We start from the raw sequence: 20,195 nt of genomic DNA, 5'->3' as shown, positions 1-20,195 counted from the left end.
CGCATTCGTTGTCAGGTCTGTGCGCCAGTGCTCACGAATGTTAAATTCGCTCCGCTCTGGTGCTCGCCCTTCCTAGGGCTGCAAAGGTTTTCTATCACGCTTTAAAAGAAGACAAAGAGCTAAAATAAAGATCATTTTAGCCCTTTGTCAGCAATCTGAAACACTTCCTTTACGGAAGTGTTTTTTACGATGATGGTGTGGATGAAGAAGCCAATTTCATCTTTTCTTCAACTGTTTTCGTTTTTTCTTTTACTTTTTCAGCGTAAGTGAAGTCACCGTAGCAATACGGATAGCGGAAGTTATCTTTGTTGCCGCCGCACGTATAGACCTTGGGGTTTCGTTTCACTTGCTTTTTGGAGTATTGCTTTGCCAGTTTCTCGGAATGTTTTCCCCCGTTTTTTGCAACAAAATCAATATAGCCGATTCCCATGTTATAGCTTTGAATAATGGTTTCCAAATCAACGCCTTTTTTCTTCCCATGCTTGTACATAGTCGAAAAATGATGGACTCCTTGTTTAATGCTTTTCTCAGGGTCATTGATTTCATTTCGTTTCAAACCAAGAGATTCAGAGGCCTGCATTGGATCTCCGCCTCTGCCTTTTGATTCTTGATACATCATACCGAGGATTAACCCGGTATACTGATCTAAATCTTGATCTCTTAACTCTGTTTCTACAAGCGGTTTGTAATCATCCAATCTCGACAAAACAATTGATTCCGTATCAATCGGCAGCTTTTTTAACTCCTTTTGATTAAAGGAGATGGCAATGGCTGCTAATACGAAAACAAAGAGAAAAATCGTGAAACAGCCTGAAATGGCAAAACATCCTGTTTTTTTCTTTTTCAAGGTCAGTTCACCCCTGTTTTGCCCCGCTTTTAAAAGGGAAGTACAGCCTTTTCATTATGCCATATCCTGTGCAGGATACCAAGTGAAAACCTTATAATCAATCATATCCAAACGTAAATTCAGGTCTTGTTTTCAGCCTGAAGCAGAAATAAACAAAACCGATAATCAGCCAAATCATGCCAATGATTAATGCATTTGTACTGATGCTCGTTAACAGCCAAATGCAAAACGCCGTCCCGCATAGAGGGATCACGGCATATCTCAATGTATTCAGTACACCTCTTTGTTTTTGTCTGATGAAAAAGTACGCAAAAACAGACAAATTCACAAAGGTAAATCCAATTAACGCACCGAAGCTGATAAAGGAATAAATGACTTCAAGTTCGCCAACGACTGCCGTTAAGGAGAAAGCTCCGATTAACAAAATATTAAAAACAGGGGTTTTTAATCTCGGATGAATATACCCGAAGAAACGCTTTGGTAACGATTGATCTCTTCCCATTGCATATAAAAGCCTTGCTGCACTCGCATGTGACGATAAGGAGGAAGAAATGACAGCGACCATTGTGCCGGCTAAAAAGAACGAGTGGAGAAATGCGCCGCCCACAAATTCTGCAATTTCAAGTGAGGCTGCATCAGGATGTTTGAACTGCTGAAAATTTGGAAACACCTGCTGCAAAAAATAAGACGTCAACGTAAATAGTACGCCTCCAATCGCAACTGTTAAGAAAATGGCAAGCGGAATCGTCTTTTTTGGTTTAATGGTTTCCTCAGACATAGTGGAAATGGCATCAAATCCTAGAAAGGAGAAACATAAAATGGTCGCTCCTGAAAAAATAAGCGCTGGATCTAAGCTCGCTGAATAAAAAGGCCGGGCTGACAATAGCTCTCCACTGCCAGCGTTTTGCGTGAGCCCATAAATAACAAACCCAACAAAGGTGACGGCGACAATGACCTGAAACGTCACAAACAGCGCCGTAATGTTGGCTGTAAGCCGTATACCGATGACATTGACAGTCGTTATGGCGATAGCAAGTATGATGATCCAAATGTAATGAGGTACATCAGGAAAGGCTGCGGTTAAATAAGCACTTCCGATCGCAAAATTCACCATAGGCAGAAATAAATAATCCAGTAAAAGTGTCCAGCCCACAAGGAAGCCGACATGAGGATGAATACTTTTTTGCGCATATGTATAAGCAGATCCTGCTTTTGGAAAAGCCTTCACCATATTCCCATAGCTAAGCGCTGTCAATAGTAATGCAAGTAACGTAAATATATAAGCTGCAGCGACGTGTCCTTTCGTCAGCTGAGCAACAATGCCGTATGAATCAAATACGACAAGTGGATCCATATAAGCAAGCCCGATCACAACAAGTGGAAAGACAGTCAGGCTGCGTTTTAGTCTTGGCTCTTCAGTCAATTTGCCTATCAGCTCCTCTAAAAATGAATAAATAATGCTCATTTTAAAAAGAATGCTACCAAGTGTCAATGCTATTTGAATAAATCTTTTGTTTAAAGTGTGCCCGCTTTGCACGCCGGACGTTTTAGTATATGATGATACATAGAATAAGTCGTGATTTGACTAACAAGAAAGGTGAAGCGAAATGAAGGAAGAACTGAATACAAATCAAGAACAGGAACGGATGGAGCTGGATGAAGAAAGTTTATTTCTTGTCTCCCAAACGTTTAAAGCCTTATCTGATCCGACACGTATTCGTATTCTGCACCTCTTGTCTCAAGGTGAATACTCGGTAAATGATATCGCAGAAACGCTGAATCTCATGCAATCAACTGTTTCTCATCAGCTGCGTTTTTTAAAAAACCTTCGTCTCGTGAAATCTAGACGAGCAGGGACATCGATTTTTTACAGCCCTGAAGATCAGCATGTGATGGAAGTACTTGAACAAATGATTCATCATGCACAGCATGACTAATAAAAACCTTCCTACTCATATAGGAAGGTTTTTACGCATGATGCGTATGTGCTGCTCGTTTACCTGCTTTCATCATTTGATAAGAAAAAACGACATAGTAAGCAGCTAACAGAAAAAAGCTGAGCATGGTCATGGCATCATCACTCACAATATGCTGATACAGTTCAACGACACCAATCTTTGTGAGCGAATGGTTCGTCAACTCACCCAGCTTAAAACTAAGTCGAGATAAAAATAAGCATAAAATGAAGCTTTCAATCCATTTACTCGTTTTCACATAAAGACGGCCATTTTCTTCTTTTATGCGGATCGTCTCATAGGCATGAACGGCCAGACTGCTTCCAAAGAGCATACCAATAGCGGCATAGATGAAAATGCTGTGATTTTGCCAGCCTTCTAATAAGAGAATAAGGGCAGTGAGTCCAAATACATACATTCTCATCAAAAGACTGATCGGGCGCACAAGCTGATAGCGTCTCATTCGATTCATTCGAAAAATGATGCAGATCAGCATAATGCTCCCAATGATGAATAACTGCCACACGTGATGTGTCATGATGCAACCTCCTCCTGCATGTGCAGGGATGTAAACGAATGCTGGCTGTTTCTTATCTTTACCATTCTTTCATTTTTTATCAAATCAAAACCTATATTTATGAAAAAGAGGAAAAGGGATGAAAATCGATCGTATTTTGTCTATTGTGATGCTGCTCATTAGCAAAAAGCAAGTACAAGCGAAAGACCTTGCTGAACTTCACGAAGTGAGCGTAAGGACGATTTATCGCGATATTGAGACCATCAATCAAGCCGGAATTCCTGTTGTGACAACACAAGGAGCAGGCGGAGGCATTTCACTTGTTGACGACTATCGTTTAGAGAAAAAATTATTTACCGATGATGACATTGAGCTTATTTTAACAGCCCTTGAAAGCATGACGAGTGCATACTCCTTTAAAGAAAGTGAACATGTACTGAAAAAAATCAAATCTCTCATTCCGCCACATACCGATGAAAGCGAGAAACAGCACCATGTCTTTATTGATTTAAGCTCATGGGGGAAAGACAGCCAGGCAGAAAAGAAGCTTCAGCTGATCCATACAGCTGCTTCCGCGCATCAATTCATTCAATTCACTTACCGCAACGCAAAAGGTGAAACACTTCCACGTAAAGTGGAGCCTTATACGCTTGTCTTAAAAGGAAGGCATTGGTACTTGTATGCGTTTTGTTGTGTGAAAAATGATTTTCGTCTATTCAAGCTGACCAGAATGACAGACCTCATCACCATTTCAGCATATTTCAGGCCGAAAACAATCAAAAATGACGAGAAGCCTTGGAATGACTCTTGGCATGAAGAGCCTTCAGTCACAACGCTCACGCTCAGGTTAACGGAAGCATCAGTTGGCAAAGTGAAGGAATGGGTGGATGAGAACGAATTGATCGTATGTTCAGACGGAACCTATCTAGCAGCATTGACCGTGCCGCAAGATGATTGGCTGCACAGTTTCCTATTCCATTTAGGACCGGACGTCGACATTCTTTCACCGCAGCATATTAAGGAAGCATTTGATCTCCAATTAAAACAATTTATGAAGCGATTAGGAACTTGACACACTGTTGTCAGGTTTCTTTTTATATGATGGGAGAAAAGGAGATGAGAATGTATGTACGATATTGTCACATTAGAGAAACAATGGATCAAAGGGTTGTCTGTTCGAACAACAAATGAAATAGAGAAAACAAAAGAGCGGAAGATTGCACCGCTTTGGCAGGATTTTTTTGCGCAGCAGCTACATGGGGGACAAGCTCCAGTCATAGGGCTGTATTCAGATTATGAAAAAGATGAACATGGTTCTTATTTATTTACAGCTGGAGAGTTCGCGGATCAGCAGATCGAACATGTAAAAGAGATTCCTGCGTCCACCTATGCAAGATTTCAAACGAGAAAAGGACCGATTGAAGAGGTCGTGCTTGAAACATGGCACAAGATTTGGACGTGGGATCAGCGTCAATACCGCACTTATACAGGTGATTTTGAATGGTATGATGAAAGATCTATTGATCCAAAAGAAGCGCAAATTGATATTTATATTGCGGTTGATGAAAAAATGATTGCTAAAACTAATACCATTAGTTAATATAAAACTAACGATATTAGTTTTAGGAGGGCAATCATGAGATTAACAACTTTTGACCGTCTGCACCAGCTTACATTGATGCCGCGATTATTTCCGGTGAATTGCTATGTCTTTGAGGAAGAGGAAGGACTCATCTTAATTGATGCTGCTTTAAAAATGGCGGCAAACTCGATCATCGAATTTGCCCGTAAAAAGAACAAACCAATTCATAAGATTATTCTCACTCATAGCCATATGGATCATATCGGCGCATTAGATGAGGTGAAGAAGGCTTTTCCAGAGGCAGTTGTCTATTTATCAAAACGTGATGCACGCCTTTTTGAAGGTGACTTTTCCTTGCTCCCTGATGAACCTCAGCAAAAAATTAAAGGCAGTTTTATGAAAAATATTCATACAAAACCAGATGTACTAGTCGAAGAAGGAGATGAGATTGGGGCGCTCAAAGTGATTGCAACACCAGGGCATACACCTGGCAGCATTTCTTTATACGATGAAAGGTCAGGAGTTGTCATTGCAGGGGATGCACTTGTGACAAAAGGAGGCTTATCGGTTACGGGTGAGTTTCGGTGGAGCTTCCCGTTCCCGGCATTTGCCACATGGGATGCAGAAACCGCATTAAAAAGCGCTGAAAAATTACTAGCGCTGCGCATATCCTGTCTTGCTGCAGGACATGGTGACCTTATCATAGAACCTTATGAAAAGCTTCAAGCTGCCGTTAAAAAAAGACAGCACCAGCTAAAAAAAGGAGGGCAGTAAACCGTGTCTCCAAGAATGGGAATTACACAAGAAAAAATTATGGATACAGCGGCTGCATTTGTTGATGAAGAGGGCTTCTCCGCTTTGACTATTGCTACATTGTCTAAAAGACTGAATATCAGACCGCCTTCTCTTTATAATCACGTTTCCGGCCTTCATGAGATTCAGGCAGCACTCGCAGTAAAGGGGCTCTCCATGCTTTGTGAGGAAGGGATGCAAGTCACAGAGGGGCTGGAAAAAGAAGAAGCTGTTTTAGCCTTTGCCAGACAATATGTGCAATTTGTCCGAACACACCCCGGTCTTTATGAAGCTGCCTTTTCACATATGAACGAAAAAGAAGTACGACTTGCAGCAGAGCGCCTTGTTCAGTTTGTTCAATCCATTATGTCACGCTTTGGTGTAAAAGAAGAAGAAATGACGCATGTCGTCAGAGGACTGAGAAGTTTACTGCACGGCTTTGGTGATATTTCTAATAAAAAGGGATTTCAACGAAAAGAACAGCTTGAAGAAAGTGTGAGCTATGCGGTTCGGCTCTATATCACAGGTGTATTGCAAAAAGAAGATCTGTCTATTTGACAGGTCTTTTTTTTACAGTGAACTGATATCATAGAAAAGCATTCCTTCTGGAACCATTTTTTTGCGAGAAAAACGAATAAAGATTTGACAGTTTTGTGAAACATGGTATGCTTATTATGTGAAATAATTCACATAGAGGAGTAGAGGCAGATGAAAAGAAAGCCTGTTTATGTGGAAACAACCATTCATGCACCTTTTGAGAAAGTATGGGAATATACGCAAAATCCAAAGCTTCATGAACAGTGGGATTTGCGATTTTCAACCATTTCATTAAATGGACCTCAAGATGAACAGCCCCAAACCTTTTTGTATGAAAAGCATCTTGGATTTGGTGTAAGTGTCACAGGGACAGGAGCATATCGAACAAGAATGATGGATGAACGGAATGAACGGGCATCCTCGCTTAAATTCAAATCGTCACACCCATTGTCTTTTATCAAAGAAGGCGGCGGCTATTGGAAATATGTGAAAACGAACGATCAAATTGTGTTTCAAACGCAATTTGATTATGAACCGAAAGAAGGAAAAGGATGGGCGTGGGCAGATCGATTTCTTTTTCGCCCGATGATGGGGTTTATGACGGCCTTTAGTTTTGGCGCACTAAAGACGTGGCTTGAAAAGGGTACGCACCCTCGGTTGTTACTGGAGAGAACACTTGCCCATTATGGAATTTGTTTGCTGTTTGCCATCGTCTGGCTATGCCAAGCGGTCATCCCATTTTCACATTCTGCTTTTGATCATAGCACCGGATTTCGGTTGTTTTATGCCCTGATAGGTGTATCGTGGTTGATACCTAAGCTATCAAAGAAATATCTGTTCATTCTTCAAAGCGTGTTTCTGCTGATGATGCTTTGTATCGGGATTGTATCTCCACAATCGACACTTCATGAGCCGCTTGTGATGAGTGCATTTTTGATTCTATCCATTGGAGGAATGATTAATTTAAAAGATTGTATAGATGTATTTTCGATCAAACGGAAAAGGGGAGGTAGACATGGTCGTTCATCGTCATCTAGTAAAGGATTACGATAAGCTGCATCCAAAATTAAAAGAGAGATACAACCGTGCGTTTACTGCTGAAGGTACCATGAAGGAAATAGGCGGCGGAACGAGGCTCATTCGATTTTTCTTCAAAATTGGTCCACGCTTTCGCTGTTTTTTTCCTGAGAGAGGAAAAAACATTCCCTTCCGAATTGTGAATAAACCCTTTATGACAAATAAGGGAGAGGAAGGCATGCACTGGTTCCGTACGTTTTATTTCCCAAAGAAGGAAAGGCACTTTGATGCAGATATGATTATTGATCAGAAGAGTCATAAAGTACTAGACTATTTTGGAAAGCCTCGACTTCTTATGTCAGAGCTTCATTTTACAGTAACAAAGCATGGTTTTCTGCACATTCAATCTGGCAAGCAGAAGCTGTTGATGTTAGGACGTGAGTGGCCGCTGCCTTCATGGCTTTATGGTGTGTCAGATGTCACAGAAGGCTATGAGGAGCACACGGGTGAGTATACCATTGATGTGCATGTGAAAAATCGACTGTTTGGGACCCTTTTTACATATAAAGGCCGGTTTACTGAAAGGGTGATGTCTCATGATGAATAAATGGCATTTGTTATCAAGCCTCGTCTTCATGTGCTGTTTTATCGCCACCCGTTTGATGACAGGTCCGGTAGCAGAGTTATTTGTACTGATAGCCATTCTGTTTTACCTTCCTGCAGTTTTAGCCTTTTTTGTAAAGGAAGAGAGTGAGAATAAGCCGGGGATACTGCTCGGCTTTTTAATGAAAGCCTTTCCATTAGCTGCTCTTTGTGCAACGGCTGCATTTATCTATCATTCTGCCTTGTTTGCATCGGGATGGTTTTTGTATACGATTCTTTTGGCGTTATATGGCTTTACTCGGTTGCTGAAAAGGGGAAGCTTTTCACTTCATGAATTGATGATCGATGGTGCATGGATGTATCTCGCTTTAGGCGGGCTTTGGTTTTGGCTGTACACGGCAGATATACAGGTGATGACCTTTTCACCGATTATAGTGCTTTTGACCGCTATTCATTTTCATTACTCCGCTTTTTTTATCCCGCTTTTCTATGGATTATTAGGGAGACAGAGAGAAAAAGAGACAGCTTTATACAAAGCGGCTGGCTGGGTGATTTTGCTGTCGCCTGTGATGATTGCTGTTGGGATTAGCTTCTCCCGTCTATTTGATACGTTAAGCGTTATGCTATATGTCATTGCACTCTATTTGTACGGCATTCTTTGTATGAAAACAAGGTTTCGATCAACTGTGGCAAAAAGGCTCGTTGTGTTTTCTAGCTGCGTGTTAATGGGAACGATCGTGCTGTCTCTTCTTTATTCAGCTGGTATGCTCATGTGCGTGACCTATATCAGCATTGATCAGATGATTTGGTTTCATGGCAGTATCAATGCCTTTTTTGTTATTTTACCAGGTCTGATTGGATGGCTGATCGAAGGACCGAGGGATCAATTAAGGCAGAAGGACTTTCCAATTTCAAGAGTGCATGGCCGCTTTCATTTGATTTCTTTTCAAAAGGAAAGAATGCATGAGCGGGAGAAGCTCGGTTTAGTCGATTCACTTGATGAATTAAATGGAATGACATTTTCGGCTGAAAGGGTATCACCTGTGATTCGAAGGTTTTATGAAAACCCCATGTCATTTACGTTAAAAGCAGCCGTCTGTTTTCATTGGTGGGTGAGGCCGTTTGTTTTTTTACTTCAGCCCATTTTTAAGAAAATAGGCCAGCTCTATTTGGGAACAGCTCGCAGGCCTTATGAAATGAAGGGACGTCTGACTACATTTCAACATCCTAAAGAAGAGCGAAAGAATGTCAGGGCGTGGATTCGTCACAACGAAAAAGGGGAGCAGGTCTTTTTTGCACTTTATGCTCAGCATCACGATGCAGCTGCGGGTTATATGAATATTGCGCTGCCGCTTCCATATTCTCAGCTAACTGCCATTTTAAAACCTTTTAATGAAAAGGAAGACTTCCTCTTAAAAAGTGCATGTCCAAAAGGCAGTACCGGTGACGAAGGATTGTATTTGCATACGCCTTTTATCACCATGAAACTGCCAATGGAAGAAAGCTTTCATATGAAGCCGGAGACAGATAAAAGTCTCACAGCAGTTCATCAAATGAAGCTATTCGGTATTCTCTTTTTAACGATTCATTATCAAATTGACAGTGAAAGTCACCCTGTTAGTCAATGATGTCACATGGTTCACCGTGCCGAATGATGTTCACAATCGCTTGCCCATCACTCGGATGATGATCTGCATACTGGACTGGCAGCAGTGCAAAAAATACATAGTAGACTGAGAAGTAAGCAAATTGATAGAAAAATTGATGTTCTGGCAGGATATCATTGGCGATCATTGTATTCAGTATGAGAACACTGAGCAGGTTGCATAATGATCCGCCTAGGTAGACAAGAATGTGCGAGAATCGGTTATTTTTCCTCATTTCTTCATAATGGCAAAATGCATCTAGAAAATAGATTCGTCTAATTTCAACAACGCCTATTTTCAATACTTTTTTGCCTCTGCCAAGAGCAAAAGAAACCTTTGCCCCAAACATCCACGCGACCATAATATGGCCAAGCTGATGCAAGATGGCAACGATAGGAAGAATGACGAAAAACGACCAGCAAAATGTCCACATATCTGATAATGTAAACAAGTGTTAACCCCTCCCCAAATATTTGGGAGGAAGCAGTAGGATTATTTGCCATTTTACTGAATTCATTTTCAGGATGCAAACATTTAATACATGACAATAAATTCATTATGTAAACTAAATAGAATTTTGCGTTGAATCGGCTTTTTGACTCACTTTTTTTACGAAATGAATGTGCTACAATGAAAAAAACCAATAGATGACTCTAGTAAATGAACTTACCCTTGAATGAAGAGGAGAGAATCAGATGGCAGATATTGAACAGTTTTTAGCGTTAGATATTCGTGTTGGGACGATTATCGAAGCAGAATTCTTTGCAGAGGCAAGAGTACCTGCATTAAAACTCAAGATTGATTTTGGTGAAGAGATTGGTCTAAAGCAATCCAGTGCTCAGCTGACAAAACGGTATACAGCTGAGAATATCATTGGCAGGCAAATCGTAGCAGTCGTCAATTTTCCGCCAAGAAGAATTGCAGGGTTCAAATCAGAAGTGCTTGTATTAGGGGGCATGCCGTCAAAAGAAGACGTAGTTTTACTAGCAACAGATGAGCCTGTAGAAAATGGAACAAAAATAGGATAAGAAAAAAGACATCTTCCTGAGAAGATGTCTTTTGCGTATTGAGGCGGAATAACCACACGCCACATTCGTGTGTGTCTCAAGGAGACATGTTACCCGACTTACACAATTCAGCTCATCGCTTGATAAATATAGCATGGGATGAGCTGAATTGCAACCATTAAATGATTCACTTCATTTCAGCAGAAAACTGACAAGAAATCAATTATTTGGATTATTTTTTCGAAAAATATTGAAAAGTCAGATCAGATTTTATAAAATGAACTCATCTTAGTTTGTTTAGTCGATAAACTAAGATGAGTTTTAAGTAATGATCCGACTACTAAAGGGGATGATTCTGTCATTCAAATCATTTGCTGCGTATGTGGGCTAAGCTGAAGGATTAGATGTTCAGCTTCATTTTTACAACAAATTGAAAGCGCTTTATATTCATTGCATTGACTGCTGCTGCCCTCCATCATCTGTTCATTAGAAGAGGCTAAGAGAAGAAGGGAGAAAGCTCATGGTAAGTGAGAATTTAAAAAAGATTCGTATGTCTGAAAAAGTGGGATATGCTTCAGGAGATTTCGCATGTAACTTAATTTATGCAACTGTCTCTACGTATCTATTATTTTTTTATACAGATGTGTATGGTTTATCAGCGGCGGCAGCAGGGACGATGTTTTTAGTTGTTCGCGCCATTGATGCGCTTGCAGATCCGTTTATTGGTGCATTGGTGGATCGAACGAACAGCCGTTTTGGCAGGTTCAGACCTTACTTGTTATTCGGTGCGTTTCCTTTTGTGGTACTCGCCATCCTTTGCTTTACGACACCTGATTTTTCTGAAATGGGTAAACTCGTTTATGCCTACATCACGTATGTTGGTTTATCGCTTACATACACATTCATCAATGTTCCTTATGGTGCTTTAACATCCGCAATGACAAGAAATAACCAAGAGGTTGTCAGTATTACGTCTGTTCGTATGCTTTTTGCTAATCTCGGAGGTCTAGTTGTTGCTTTTTTTGTTCCCTTTCTTGCGACTTTTTTGAGTGATAAAACTGGAAATACAGCTCTCGGCTGGCAGATGACGATGGCTTTTCTCGGCGTTCTTGGCGGTGCATTACTTATTTTCTGTTTTAAAAGCACGAATGAACGTGTCACGCTTCAAAAGCCGGAGGAAAAAATTAAGTTCAGTGATATCTTTGTGCAGTTACGTGTCAATCGTCCGCTTGTTGTATTAAGCATTTTCTTTATTATTATTTTTGGCGTGAACTCGATCAGTAACTCTGTTGGGATCTATTATGTGACGTATAACCTCGGCAGAGAAGATTTAGTGAAATGGTACGGACTCATTGGCAGTCTGCCAGCTTTAATGGTGCTGCCGTTTATTCCAAAACTGCACAAGCTGTTAGGAAAGAAAAAGCTGCTGAATTATTCATTATTGCTGAATATCGTAGGTCTTCTTGCATTACTTGTGATACCGCCGAGTCAAATCACTTTAATACTTGTTTTCAGGCTCGTTGCAGCTGCAGGGAGTATTACAGCCGGTGCTTACATGTGGGCGCTCATTCCTGAAACCGTTGAATATGGCGAATATAAAACAGGGAAAAGGATGGGCGGGCTCATCTATGCCATCATCGGATTTTTCTTTAAATTTGGGATGGCATTAGGCGGGATTGTGCCAGGGCTTGTACTCGATCGCTTTGGCTATGTTGCCAACCAAATGCAAACACCAGAAGCTTTACTGGGCATTTTAATCACGACAACGGTGATTCCTGTATGCTTACTGATTTTAGCGATGGTGGATATTAATTTTTATAATCTAGATGAAGAAAAACATAAAAAAGTCGTACGGGAGCTTGAGAATAGAGACAAAGTGTATATCGATCATATGGACGATTTTAAAATGTAGGTCTCTGAAAGAGGAGGAAGTTCAATGAAGATTACCAATCCAGTGCTCAAAGGGTTTAATCCTGATCCAAGTATTTGCCGTGTTGGAGAAGATTATTATATGGCCGTCTCTACATTTGAATGGTTTCCAGGGGTACAAATTTATCATTCGAAGGATCTCGTCCATTGGCGCCTTGCTGCGCGTCCTTTGCAAAAAACGTCGCAGCTGGATATGAAGGGAAATCCTGATTCTGGCGGGGTATGGGCGCCGTGCTTAAGCTATGCTGATGGGCAGTTTTGGCTTATTTATTCAGATATCAAAGTAGTGGATGGCCCATTTAAAGACGGTCATAATTATTTGGTCACGGCAAGTGAGGTGGACGGCGATTGGAGTGAACCGATCCGGCTCAACAGCTCTGGCTTCGATCCATCTTTATTCCATGATCACAGCGGGAAGAAATACGTCTTAAATATGCTGTGGGATCATAGGGAAAAGCATCATTCGTTTGCAGGTATTGCCTTGCAGGAATATAGTGTGGCAGAAAAGAAGCTCATCGGTCAAAGGAAGGTCATTTTTAAAGGCACACCGATTAAACTGACAGAAGCGCCGCATCTGTATCATATTGGTGACTACTACTATTTATTAACGGCAGAAGGAGGTACCCGGTATGAGCATGCAGCAACGATTGCCCGGTCCTCGCATATTGAAGGGCCTTATGAGGTTCATCCTGATAACCCGATTTTAAGTGCCTTCCACGCGCCTGAACATCCGCTTCAAAAATGCGGGCATGCTTCAATCGTTCAAACGCATACAAATGAATGGTATCTCGCTCATCTCACTGGCCGCCCGATTCAATCAAGCAAGGAATCTATTTTTCAACAAAGAGGGTGGTGCCCTTTAGGAAGAGAAACAGCGATACAAAAGCTTGAATGGAAGGATGGCTGGCCTTATGTTGTAGGCGGAAAAGAGGGGACGCTAGAGGTTGAAGCGCCAAAGATCGAAGAAAAGGTTTTTGCACAAACCTATCATACAATCGATGAATTTAAAGATTCAACACTAAATAGACACTTTCAAACATTAAGAATTCCGTTTACCGATCAGATTGGGTCGTTAACGGAGAAACCTCAGCATTTAAGGTTATTCGGCCGCGAATCTTTAACGTCTAAGTTTACCCAAGCATTTGTTGCAAGACGCTGGCAAAGCTTTTATTTTGAAGCAGAGACAGCTGTTTCGTTCTTCCCAGAAAACTTTCAGCAATCAGCTGGTCTTGTGAATTATTATAATACGGAAAACTGGACAGCACTCCAGGTGACATATGATGAGGAACTTGGCCGCACGCTTGAACTATCTGTCTGTCAAAACCTTGCCTTTTCTCAGCCATTGACACATAAAATCATCATTCCTGACGAGGTCACTTATGTCTATTTAAAAGTGACCGTTCGGAAAGAGACATATAAATATTCTTATTCTTTTGATCAAAAAGAGTGGAAGGAAATTGATGTGCCGCTTGAATCCATCCATTTATCCGATGATTTCATTCGAGGTGGGGGGTTTTTTACAGGGGCATTTGTCGGTATGCAGTGCCAAGATACGAGCGGCGAGCGTCTTCCTGCTGATTTTCACTATTTTCGCTATGAGGAAACAGAACGATTAAAAAAAGACAACGCGTTAAGAGCTGTCTCTTTTTGAAAAATAAATAGATCATGTTGTGAGGGTGGCATCTTGCAGAAAAGCTTCTATGACAAGAGATGTCATCCCCAATACTGGTGCATTGTGTCCTAATGATGAAGGGAGCAGCTCTACATGTGAGCTGAATTGCGTATCCATTCGCGAGGATACCTCCTCCTCAATTACATGTAGAACCGCCTGATGTGATTCGATCACTTTGTTTCTTAAAATAATGGCTTGCGGGTTAAAGGTATGCAGGACGTTTGTGAGACCGACACCAAGGTAAAAGCCAAAGTTGCGCAGGGCATTGAGCGTTTTCATATCATTTAAATTGGCCAGCTGTTCCAGGTCTTGATGGGAGATGTGCTGATCATCTGTTTGAAGAGACTGAAACAAAGCCTTCTCAGAAGCATACAATTCCCAGCACCCGCGGTTCCCGCAGCTGCATGTCGGTCCGTTAAAATCGATTGTCATATGTCCCATTTCACCAGAAAAGCCGTACGCCCCTCTGTATAAATGATGATCGATGATGATTCCGATCCCGATGCCAGTGCCTATGCTTGCATAGATCAAATGGTCATAATGTTTAGCGGCACCAAAGATTTTTTCACCATATGCACCGGCATTTGCTTCATTTTCAATGAAGATCGGTACTTGGAATGTGTCTTGGAGCGTGGTTTTCAGATCAACGTTTTTCCATTTGGAATGAGGCGTAAACACGATTTGTTCACCTGCATCCACTAAACCATGTATGCATAGGCCAATGCCAATGAGCCCGTATGGGGAAGAGGGCATTTGTGTGATGAGCTGCTGTATTAATTCAATTAATTTACGTATTGTGACCTCAGGAGAGCTGGGTGGGAGCTTGATCTGCTCTTCGTAAAGAATAGACCCTTCAAGGTCAGTTAATATGCCATTGACGTAATCAACGCCGACATCGATTCCGATGGAACAGCCAGCACGTTTATTAAACATCAGTAAAACCGGTCTTCTCCCGCCGCTAGACTCACCTTGACCGATTTCATAGACAAGATGTTCTTTCATTAACGTACTTACTTGAGAGGAAACAGTCGATTTATTTAATCCAGTGCGTTCAGATAATTTTGCTCTCGAAATGGGCGCATGCTGGAGAATTTCTTTTAATAATAGTTTTTGATTTATTTTTTTTACAAAGTTCTGATCAGCGATATCCACTTTATCCACTCCATTTGTTTCGTCTTTAGATTAAGTTGAGAAGAGCTGCTTTTTTTCACATGTATTTAGTAAGAAAGATGATTTTAACTTTATTATAACGAAAATATTTCTAAAAAACTAAAAAATATGGAAAATTCAAAGTGATTCTCTCATAGATTGATCATTAGTTTGTTGAATCAACTTACAAAGTGTACTCAGGAGGAATGAAGAATGACCAAATCAAATATGAAAACGTTATACAGCTTAGAAGGAATCGGCAAAATTCAATATGAAGGAAAACAATCAAAAAATCCACTCGCCTTTCAATACTATAATCCAAGCGAAGTGATTGGCGGAAAAACAATGAAAGACCACCTGCGTTTTTCAGTCGCTTATTGGCATACATTAACTGCTGATGGAACAGACATGTTTGGAACTGGCACGATGCAAAGAGCGTGGGACTCTTATAGCGGAATGGATTTAGCAAAAGCTAGATTGGAAGTCGCTTTTCAGCTTTTTGACCTATTGGATGTTCCGTATTTTTCATTCCATGACCGTGATATCGCGCCAGAGGGGGAGACGCTTCAAGAGACCAATCAACAATTAGACATTATTTTAGAAAGAATGAAAGAATACATGAAGCAAAGCGGAGTAAAGCTGCTGTGGAACACGGCCAATATGTTCAAGCATCCTAGATTTGTACACGGCGCTGCGACATCTTGTCATGCAGATGTCTTTGCCTATGCGGCCGCACAGGTTAAAAAAGGCATTGAAACCGCCAAAGAACTCGGTGCAGAAAATTATGTTTTCTGGGGTGGACGAGAAGGGTACGATACGCTGCTCAATACAGATATGAAAAGAGAGCTTGATCATATGGCGGCTTTCTTGCATATGGCTGTTGATTATGCAAAAGAAATTGGGTACACTGGCCAATTTTTAATCGAACCAAAGCCCAAGGAGCCAACCACTCATCAATACGACACAGATGCAGCGACATCCATCGCCTTTTTAAAACAATACGGATTAGATTCCCATTTTAAATTAAATATCGAGGCCAATCATGCGACACTGGCCGGCCATACGTTTGAGCATGAATTACGTGTCGCAAGAATTCATGGGCTGCTCGGTTCTGTTGATGCAAACCAAGGCAATTCGCTTCTTGGATGGGACACAGATGAATTTCCAACCGATCTGTATGCGACAACTCTTGCCATGTATGAAATTCTGCAAAATGGCGGTCTAGGGTCTGGCGGTCTTAATTTTGATGCAAAAGTGAGAAGAGCTTCCTTTGAACTTGAAGATATTTTATATGCCCATATTGCCGGGATGGATGCATTCGCAAAAGGACTGCGCGTCGCTCATAGACTCATAGAAGACCGTGTGTTTGAGGATGTCATAAAGCACCGGTATCGCAGCTTTTCTGAAGGAATTGGACGTGATATTTCAGAAGGAAAGGCAAACTTTCATACATTAGAAGAATATGCGCTGAAACATCCTTTGATTAGAAACGAATCGGGAAGAGAGGAACAGCTGAAAGCCCGTTTAAATCAATACTTGTTAGAAGATTAATTGAAGGGGCTGACCTGTTTTGAAGGAGTGAAAACATGAAATATGTGATGGGAATTGATCTTGGAACGAGCGGAGTCAAGGCGATATTAGTGGATGAGAGCGGGAAGGTGTGCTGCGAAGCCTCTAAGCCGTACCGCCTCATTCAAGAGAAGCCTGGATATTGTGAGCAGCACCCCGAGGATTGGGTAAACCAGACAATGGCTGTGATGAAAGAACTGATGGCAAAGCAGCCTGTTCATTCAAGACAAGTAGAAGGCATCAGCTTTTCCGGCCAGATGCATGGATTAGTTCTATTAAATGAATCTCACGAAGTGCTCCGCCCTGCAATTTTATGGAATGATACACGAACGACAGCACAATGTGCACACATTACCAAAAAGCTGGGAGACCGGCTGCAAAAGATCACAAAAAACCAGGCGTTAGAAGGATTTACACTGCCAAAATTATTATGGGTAAAGGAACATGAACCACATATTGATCAGCAAATCGACATGTTTTTACTCCCAAAAGATTATGTCAGATTTCGTTTAACTGGCGCTGTCCATATTGATTATTCTGATGCGGCTGGCACTTTGCTGTTAAATATCGGTGAACAGACGTGGAGTGAGGAGATTTGTCAGGCATTTGATATTTCTCCTCATATTTGCCCGCCGCTTGTCACATCAGAGGCGGAGGTTGGTACACTTTTGCCGCACATTGCACGTGATGTTGGGATGAAAGAAGGCGCGAAGGTTTTTGCCGGCGGGGCAGATAATGCTTGCGGAGCAATTGGTGCTGGCATCTTGTCCTCTGACCGCACGTTATGCAGCATCGGCACATCTGGGGTCATTCTCTCCTACGAAGAGGATCATGAAAGGGAGCTTCAAGGGAATTTACATTTGTTTCATCATGCAAAAAAAGACGCTTTTTACACAATGGGTGTCACCCTTTCAGCAGGATATAGCCTGAACTGGGCAAAACACTTACTGGCTCCTGAGGAATCGTTCCAATCACTTTTAGAAGGTGCGGCTCATGTAGCGCCAGGAGCGAAAGGATTGCTCTTTACTCCCTATTTAGTCGGGGAAAGAACACCTCATGCGGATTCGACCATTCGCGCAAGCTTGATTGGATTAGACAGCAGGCATGAAAGGGCACATGTTGTCAGAGCTGTGTTAGAGGGGATTACCTTTTCGCTAAATGAATCTATCGCATTATTCCGGCAGGCAGGAAAAAACATAGATTCTATTGTGTCCATTGGCGGCGGAGCGAGAAGCCGGACTTGGCTTCAAATGCAAGCAGACATTTTTCAGGCTGAAGTCATCCAGTTAGACAATGAACAAGGGCCTGCTTTAGGTGCAGCCATGCTTGCTGCGGCTGGATGCGGATGGTATCCGTCACTTGAAGTATGTGCACATCAGTTGATCCATCAAGCTGCTGTTTATGAGCCAAATCAGCCGCACGCAGAAGTATATGCCGATCTATTTCATTTGTACCAAAGGATTTATACACACACAAAAGACATCCATGCCGGGTTAAATCAGTTTCGTTCCATCTAGCAGAAAGGGCTGCATGAAAGGAGGTGATGGGTTTTTCATCTTAGGGATGACAGAACAATACGGATGAAAAAAGGAGAGGGATGGAAAATGAATTTGAAAAGATTGAGGCTGTTGTTTGTGATGTGTATTGGATTTGTGCTGACACTGACGGCTGTGCCAGCTCATGCGGAAACGATTTATGATAATAGAATAGGCACACACAGCGGATACGATTTTGAATTATGGAAGGATTACGGAAATACCTCGATGACACTCAATAACGGCGGGGCATTTAGTGCAAGCTGGAACAATATCGGAAATGCCTTATTTCGAAAAGGAAAGAAGTTTGATTCCACTAAAACTCATCATCAACTTGGCAACATCTCCATCAACTACAACGCAGCCTTTAATCCGGGCGGGAATTCCTATTTATGTGTCTATGGCTGGACACAATCTCCATTAGCTGAATACTACATTGTTGAGTCATGGGGCACATATCGTCCAACAGGGACGTATAAAGGATCATTTTATGCCGATGGAGGCACATATGACATATATGAAACGCTCCGTGTCAATCAGCCTTCTATCATTGGAGACGCTACCTTTAAACAATATTGGAGTGTACGTCAAACAAAACGCACAAGCGGAACTGTCTCTGTCAGTGAGCATTTTAAAAAATGGGAAAGCTTAGGCATGCCAATGGGAAAAATGTATGAAACAGCATTAACTGTAGAAGGCTACCGAAGCAACGGAAGTGCGAATGTCATGACGAATCAGCTGATGATTCGATAAAAGCATATGAAAAAAGCCAGCAAAAAATGGCTGGCTTTTTTCTATGATAATTTTTCAACTTCCACTCTGCCAGAAAAGAACGTCGCGCCGCCTCCCATATCTGCCAATCGATCAGGTGTTAACCCATTCACTAAATGCTTTTTGCCTTTTTGATCTGCCCATAATCCTTGACTGACCACAACACCAGATAATACATTTTGACCGACTGACACGACAAGCTCACACTCTCCTCGGTCGTTTAGCACACGCACCATGTCACCATCTTCAATTTTTCTTTCCTTTGCATCCTGTTCATTCATGTGAAGCTTCGGAAATTTCTCAAGCTTTTGATGCTTTTCATGAAGTGAGAAGGTGGAATTCAGAAAATTATGGTTCGGTCCCGGTATAAAGGTAAGCGGATAATTGCTCTCCTGATAAAGGGGCACATAGGTTGGAAGTGCTGGATACCCGTCTTTTTTCATTTGTTCAGAATAAAGCTCAATTTTCCCGCTTGGGGTTTGAAGCTTTAATTCCTGGAAAGGTCCACGTTTCGCTTTGATCCATTTCTTTTCTTTTAATGCTTCGTATGAAATGTCCTCATAATGCGGATTTTCTGGATGATGAAGAGCTTGTTCCATCAGTTCAGCATCTGTCTCGCGAAATGCTTCATCTTCAAAGCCCATCGCATGGGCTAACAGGCGGAATACTTCAGTATTGGATTTGCTTTCTCCGTAGCGTTCAATTACGGGCTCCTGAATTTGAATATAATGATGCCAGTATGATGTATAGAAATCCTCGTTTTCAAAGGCTGATGTCGCCGGCAGGACAATGTCTGCATACGCCGCTGTTTCTGTTAGGAATAAATCATGAACCACTGTAAATAAGTCCTCTCTCAGCAAACCTTCTCTGACTTTATTCGCTTCAGGTGTTACAACCGCTGGGTTGCACGAGTAGATAAAGAGAGAATCAACGGAAGGCTCTGCGCTTGTCAGCACGCTGCCCAGCTGATTCATATTAAAGGATCTAGGCGTGCGTTCTTTTAATAAATCCGGCCGCTGAAGGGCTGTTTCATTATAGCTGAGAAAAGAAGAGTTTGATTTCATCGC

Annotated in this window: 20 protein-coding genes; 14 read left to right on the top strand and 6 right to left on the bottom strand. The window is 41.6% G+C overall.

Translation table 11 applies throughout. From position 1 onward, the window contains the following. Positions 1 to 184: 184 nt before the first annotated feature. Positions 185 to 847 carry a lysozyme family protein gene (locus tag AWT60_RS17035; RefSeq protein ID WP_041109460.1) on the bottom strand — a complete coding sequence of 221 codons (663 nt, stop codon included), beginning with the start codon at positions 845 to 847 and terminating at the stop codon, positions 185 to 187. A 97-nt stretch (positions 848 to 944) separates the two neighbouring features. Next, entirely contained in the window at positions 945 to 2,270 is a 1,326-nt protein-coding gene (locus AWT60_RS17030; RefSeq protein WP_076841097.1) for an APC family permease, read from the bottom strand. 184 nt (positions 2,271 to 2,454) lie between these two features. Here AWT60_RS17030 and czrA point away from each other — a divergent pair, with 184 nt between their 5' ends. Beyond that, positions 2,455 to 2,784, top strand: a complete 330-nt coding sequence (gene czrA, locus AWT60_RS17025; RefSeq protein ID WP_024422670.1) for a Zn(II)-responsive metalloregulatory transcriptional repressor CzrA — start codon at positions 2,455 to 2,457, stop codon at positions 2,782 to 2,784. Positions 2,785 to 2,815: 31 nt separating this feature from the next. On the opposite strand, the gene AWT60_RS17020 is transcribed toward czrA, so the two are convergent. Then, a complete protein-coding gene (locus AWT60_RS17020) occupies positions 2,816 to 3,340 on the bottom strand; it encodes a CcdC protein domain-containing protein (RefSeq protein WP_076841066.1) in 525 nt (174 codons plus the stop codon). A gap of 118 nt (positions 3,341 to 3,458) precedes the next feature. Between AWT60_RS17020 and AWT60_RS17015 the strand changes: the two genes are divergently transcribed. From AWT60_RS17015 to AWT60_RS16985, 7 genes are all read left to right on the top strand, one after another. Next, on the top strand, positions 3,459 to 4,391 hold the full coding sequence (locus AWT60_RS17015; RefSeq protein ID WP_218677535.1) for a helix-turn-helix transcriptional regulator: 933 nt from the start codon (positions 3,459 to 3,461) through the stop codon (positions 4,389 to 4,391). Positions 4,392 to 4,445: 54 nt separating this feature from the next. Continuing rightward, a complete protein-coding gene (locus tag AWT60_RS17010; protein ID WP_218677534.1) occupies positions 4,446 to 4,919 on the top strand; it encodes a GyrI-like domain-containing protein in 474 nt (157 codons plus the stop codon). 36 nt (positions 4,920 to 4,955) lie between these two features. Continuing rightward, positions 4,956 to 5,675 (top strand): MBL fold metallo-hydrolase, encoded by a 720-nt coding sequence (locus tag AWT60_RS17005; RefSeq protein ID WP_218677533.1) that lies wholly within the window; start codon positions 4,956 to 4,958, stop codon positions 5,673 to 5,675. 3 nt (positions 5,676 to 5,678) lie between these two features. Beyond that, positions 5,679 to 6,251 (top strand): TetR/AcrR family transcriptional regulator, encoded by a 573-nt coding sequence (locus tag AWT60_RS17000; protein WP_024422665.1) that lies wholly within the window; start codon positions 5,679 to 5,681, stop codon positions 6,249 to 6,251. 150 nt (positions 6,252 to 6,401) lie between these two features. Then, positions 6,402 to 7,283, top strand: coding sequence for a hypothetical protein (locus AWT60_RS16995; RefSeq protein ID WP_218677532.1), 882 nt, complete (start codon positions 6,402 to 6,404; stop codon positions 7,281 to 7,283). Further along, positions 7,246 to 7,854 carry a DUF4166 domain-containing protein gene (locus AWT60_RS16990; protein ID WP_218677531.1) on the top strand — a complete coding sequence of 203 codons (609 nt, stop codon included), beginning with the start codon at positions 7,246 to 7,248 and terminating at the stop codon, positions 7,852 to 7,854. The genes AWT60_RS16995 and AWT60_RS16990 overlap by 38 nt, the downstream gene beginning before the upstream one ends. Beyond that, entirely contained in the window at positions 7,847 to 9,478 is a 1,632-nt protein-coding gene (locus AWT60_RS16985; RefSeq protein ID WP_218677536.1) for a YndJ family protein, read from the top strand. The genes AWT60_RS16990 and AWT60_RS16985 overlap by 8 nt, the downstream gene beginning before the upstream one ends. Here AWT60_RS16985 and AWT60_RS16980 read toward each other — a convergent pair. Continuing rightward, a complete protein-coding gene (locus tag AWT60_RS16980; protein ID WP_024422662.1) occupies positions 9,468 to 9,947 on the bottom strand; it encodes a hypothetical protein in 480 nt (159 codons plus the stop codon). The two genes, AWT60_RS16985 and AWT60_RS16980, sit on opposite strands and share 11 nt — an antisense overlap. Before the next feature lie 244 nt (positions 9,948 to 10,191). Here AWT60_RS16980 and csaA point away from each other — a divergent pair, with 244 nt between their 5' ends. The 3 genes from csaA to AWT60_RS16965 all read left to right on the top strand — a co-directional run bounded on the left by csaA (position 10,192) and on the right by AWT60_RS16965 (position 14,083). Further along, on the top strand, positions 10,192 to 10,524 hold the full coding sequence (gene csaA, locus AWT60_RS16975; RefSeq protein ID WP_039179228.1) for a chaperone CsaA: 333 nt from the start codon (positions 10,192 to 10,194) through the stop codon (positions 10,522 to 10,524). A gap of 499 nt (positions 10,525 to 11,023) precedes the next feature. Next, positions 11,024 to 12,415: an MFS transporter gene (locus tag AWT60_RS16970; RefSeq protein ID WP_218677530.1), complete on the top strand. Its 1,392-nt coding sequence runs from the start codon at positions 11,024 to 11,026 to the stop codon at positions 12,413 to 12,415. Positions 12,416 to 12,439: 24 nt separating this feature from the next. Continuing rightward, a complete protein-coding gene (locus AWT60_RS16965; protein WP_218677529.1) occupies positions 12,440 to 14,083 on the top strand; it encodes a glycoside hydrolase family 43 protein in 1,644 nt (547 codons plus the stop codon). A gap of 12 nt (positions 14,084 to 14,095) precedes the next feature. On the opposite strand, the gene xylR is transcribed toward AWT60_RS16965, so the two are convergent. Next, positions 14,096 to 15,256, bottom strand: a complete 1,161-nt coding sequence (gene xylR / locus AWT60_RS16960) for a transcriptional repressor XylR (protein WP_218677528.1) — start codon at positions 15,254 to 15,256, stop codon at positions 14,096 to 14,098. Between the two features lie 210 nt (positions 15,257 to 15,466). Between xylR and xylA the strand changes: the two genes are divergently transcribed. From xylA to AWT60_RS16945, 3 genes are all read left to right on the top strand, one after another. After that, positions 15,467 to 16,804, top strand: coding sequence for a xylose isomerase (gene xylA, locus AWT60_RS16955; protein WP_024428359.1), 1,338 nt, complete (start codon positions 15,467 to 15,469; stop codon positions 16,802 to 16,804). Between the two features lie 35 nt (positions 16,805 to 16,839). Continuing rightward, positions 16,840 to 18,339 (top strand): xylulokinase, encoded by a 1,500-nt coding sequence (gene xylB / locus AWT60_RS16950; protein WP_218677527.1) that lies wholly within the window; start codon positions 16,840 to 16,842, stop codon positions 18,337 to 18,339. A gap of 87 nt (positions 18,340 to 18,426) precedes the next feature. Then, entirely contained in the window at positions 18,427 to 19,110 is a 684-nt protein-coding gene (locus tag AWT60_RS16945; protein WP_024422656.1) for a glycoside hydrolase family 11 protein, read from the top strand. 41 nt (positions 19,111 to 19,151) lie between these two features. Here the strand turns inward: AWT60_RS16945 and AWT60_RS16940 are convergent. Next, positions 19,152 to 20,195 (bottom strand): molybdopterin-containing oxidoreductase family protein (locus AWT60_RS16940; protein ID WP_218677526.1); only part of this gene is annotated, 1,044 nt, incomplete at its 5' end.

The sequence above is a fragment of the Bacillus sp. F2HM genome, assembly GCF_019266135.1.
Lineage (GTDB): Bacteria > Bacillota > Bacilli > Bacillales > Bacillaceae > Bacillus > Bacillus safensis.
The sequence above is the reverse complement of the archived record's forward strand: the minus strand, read 5'-3'. Positions and strand labels throughout refer to the sequence as shown.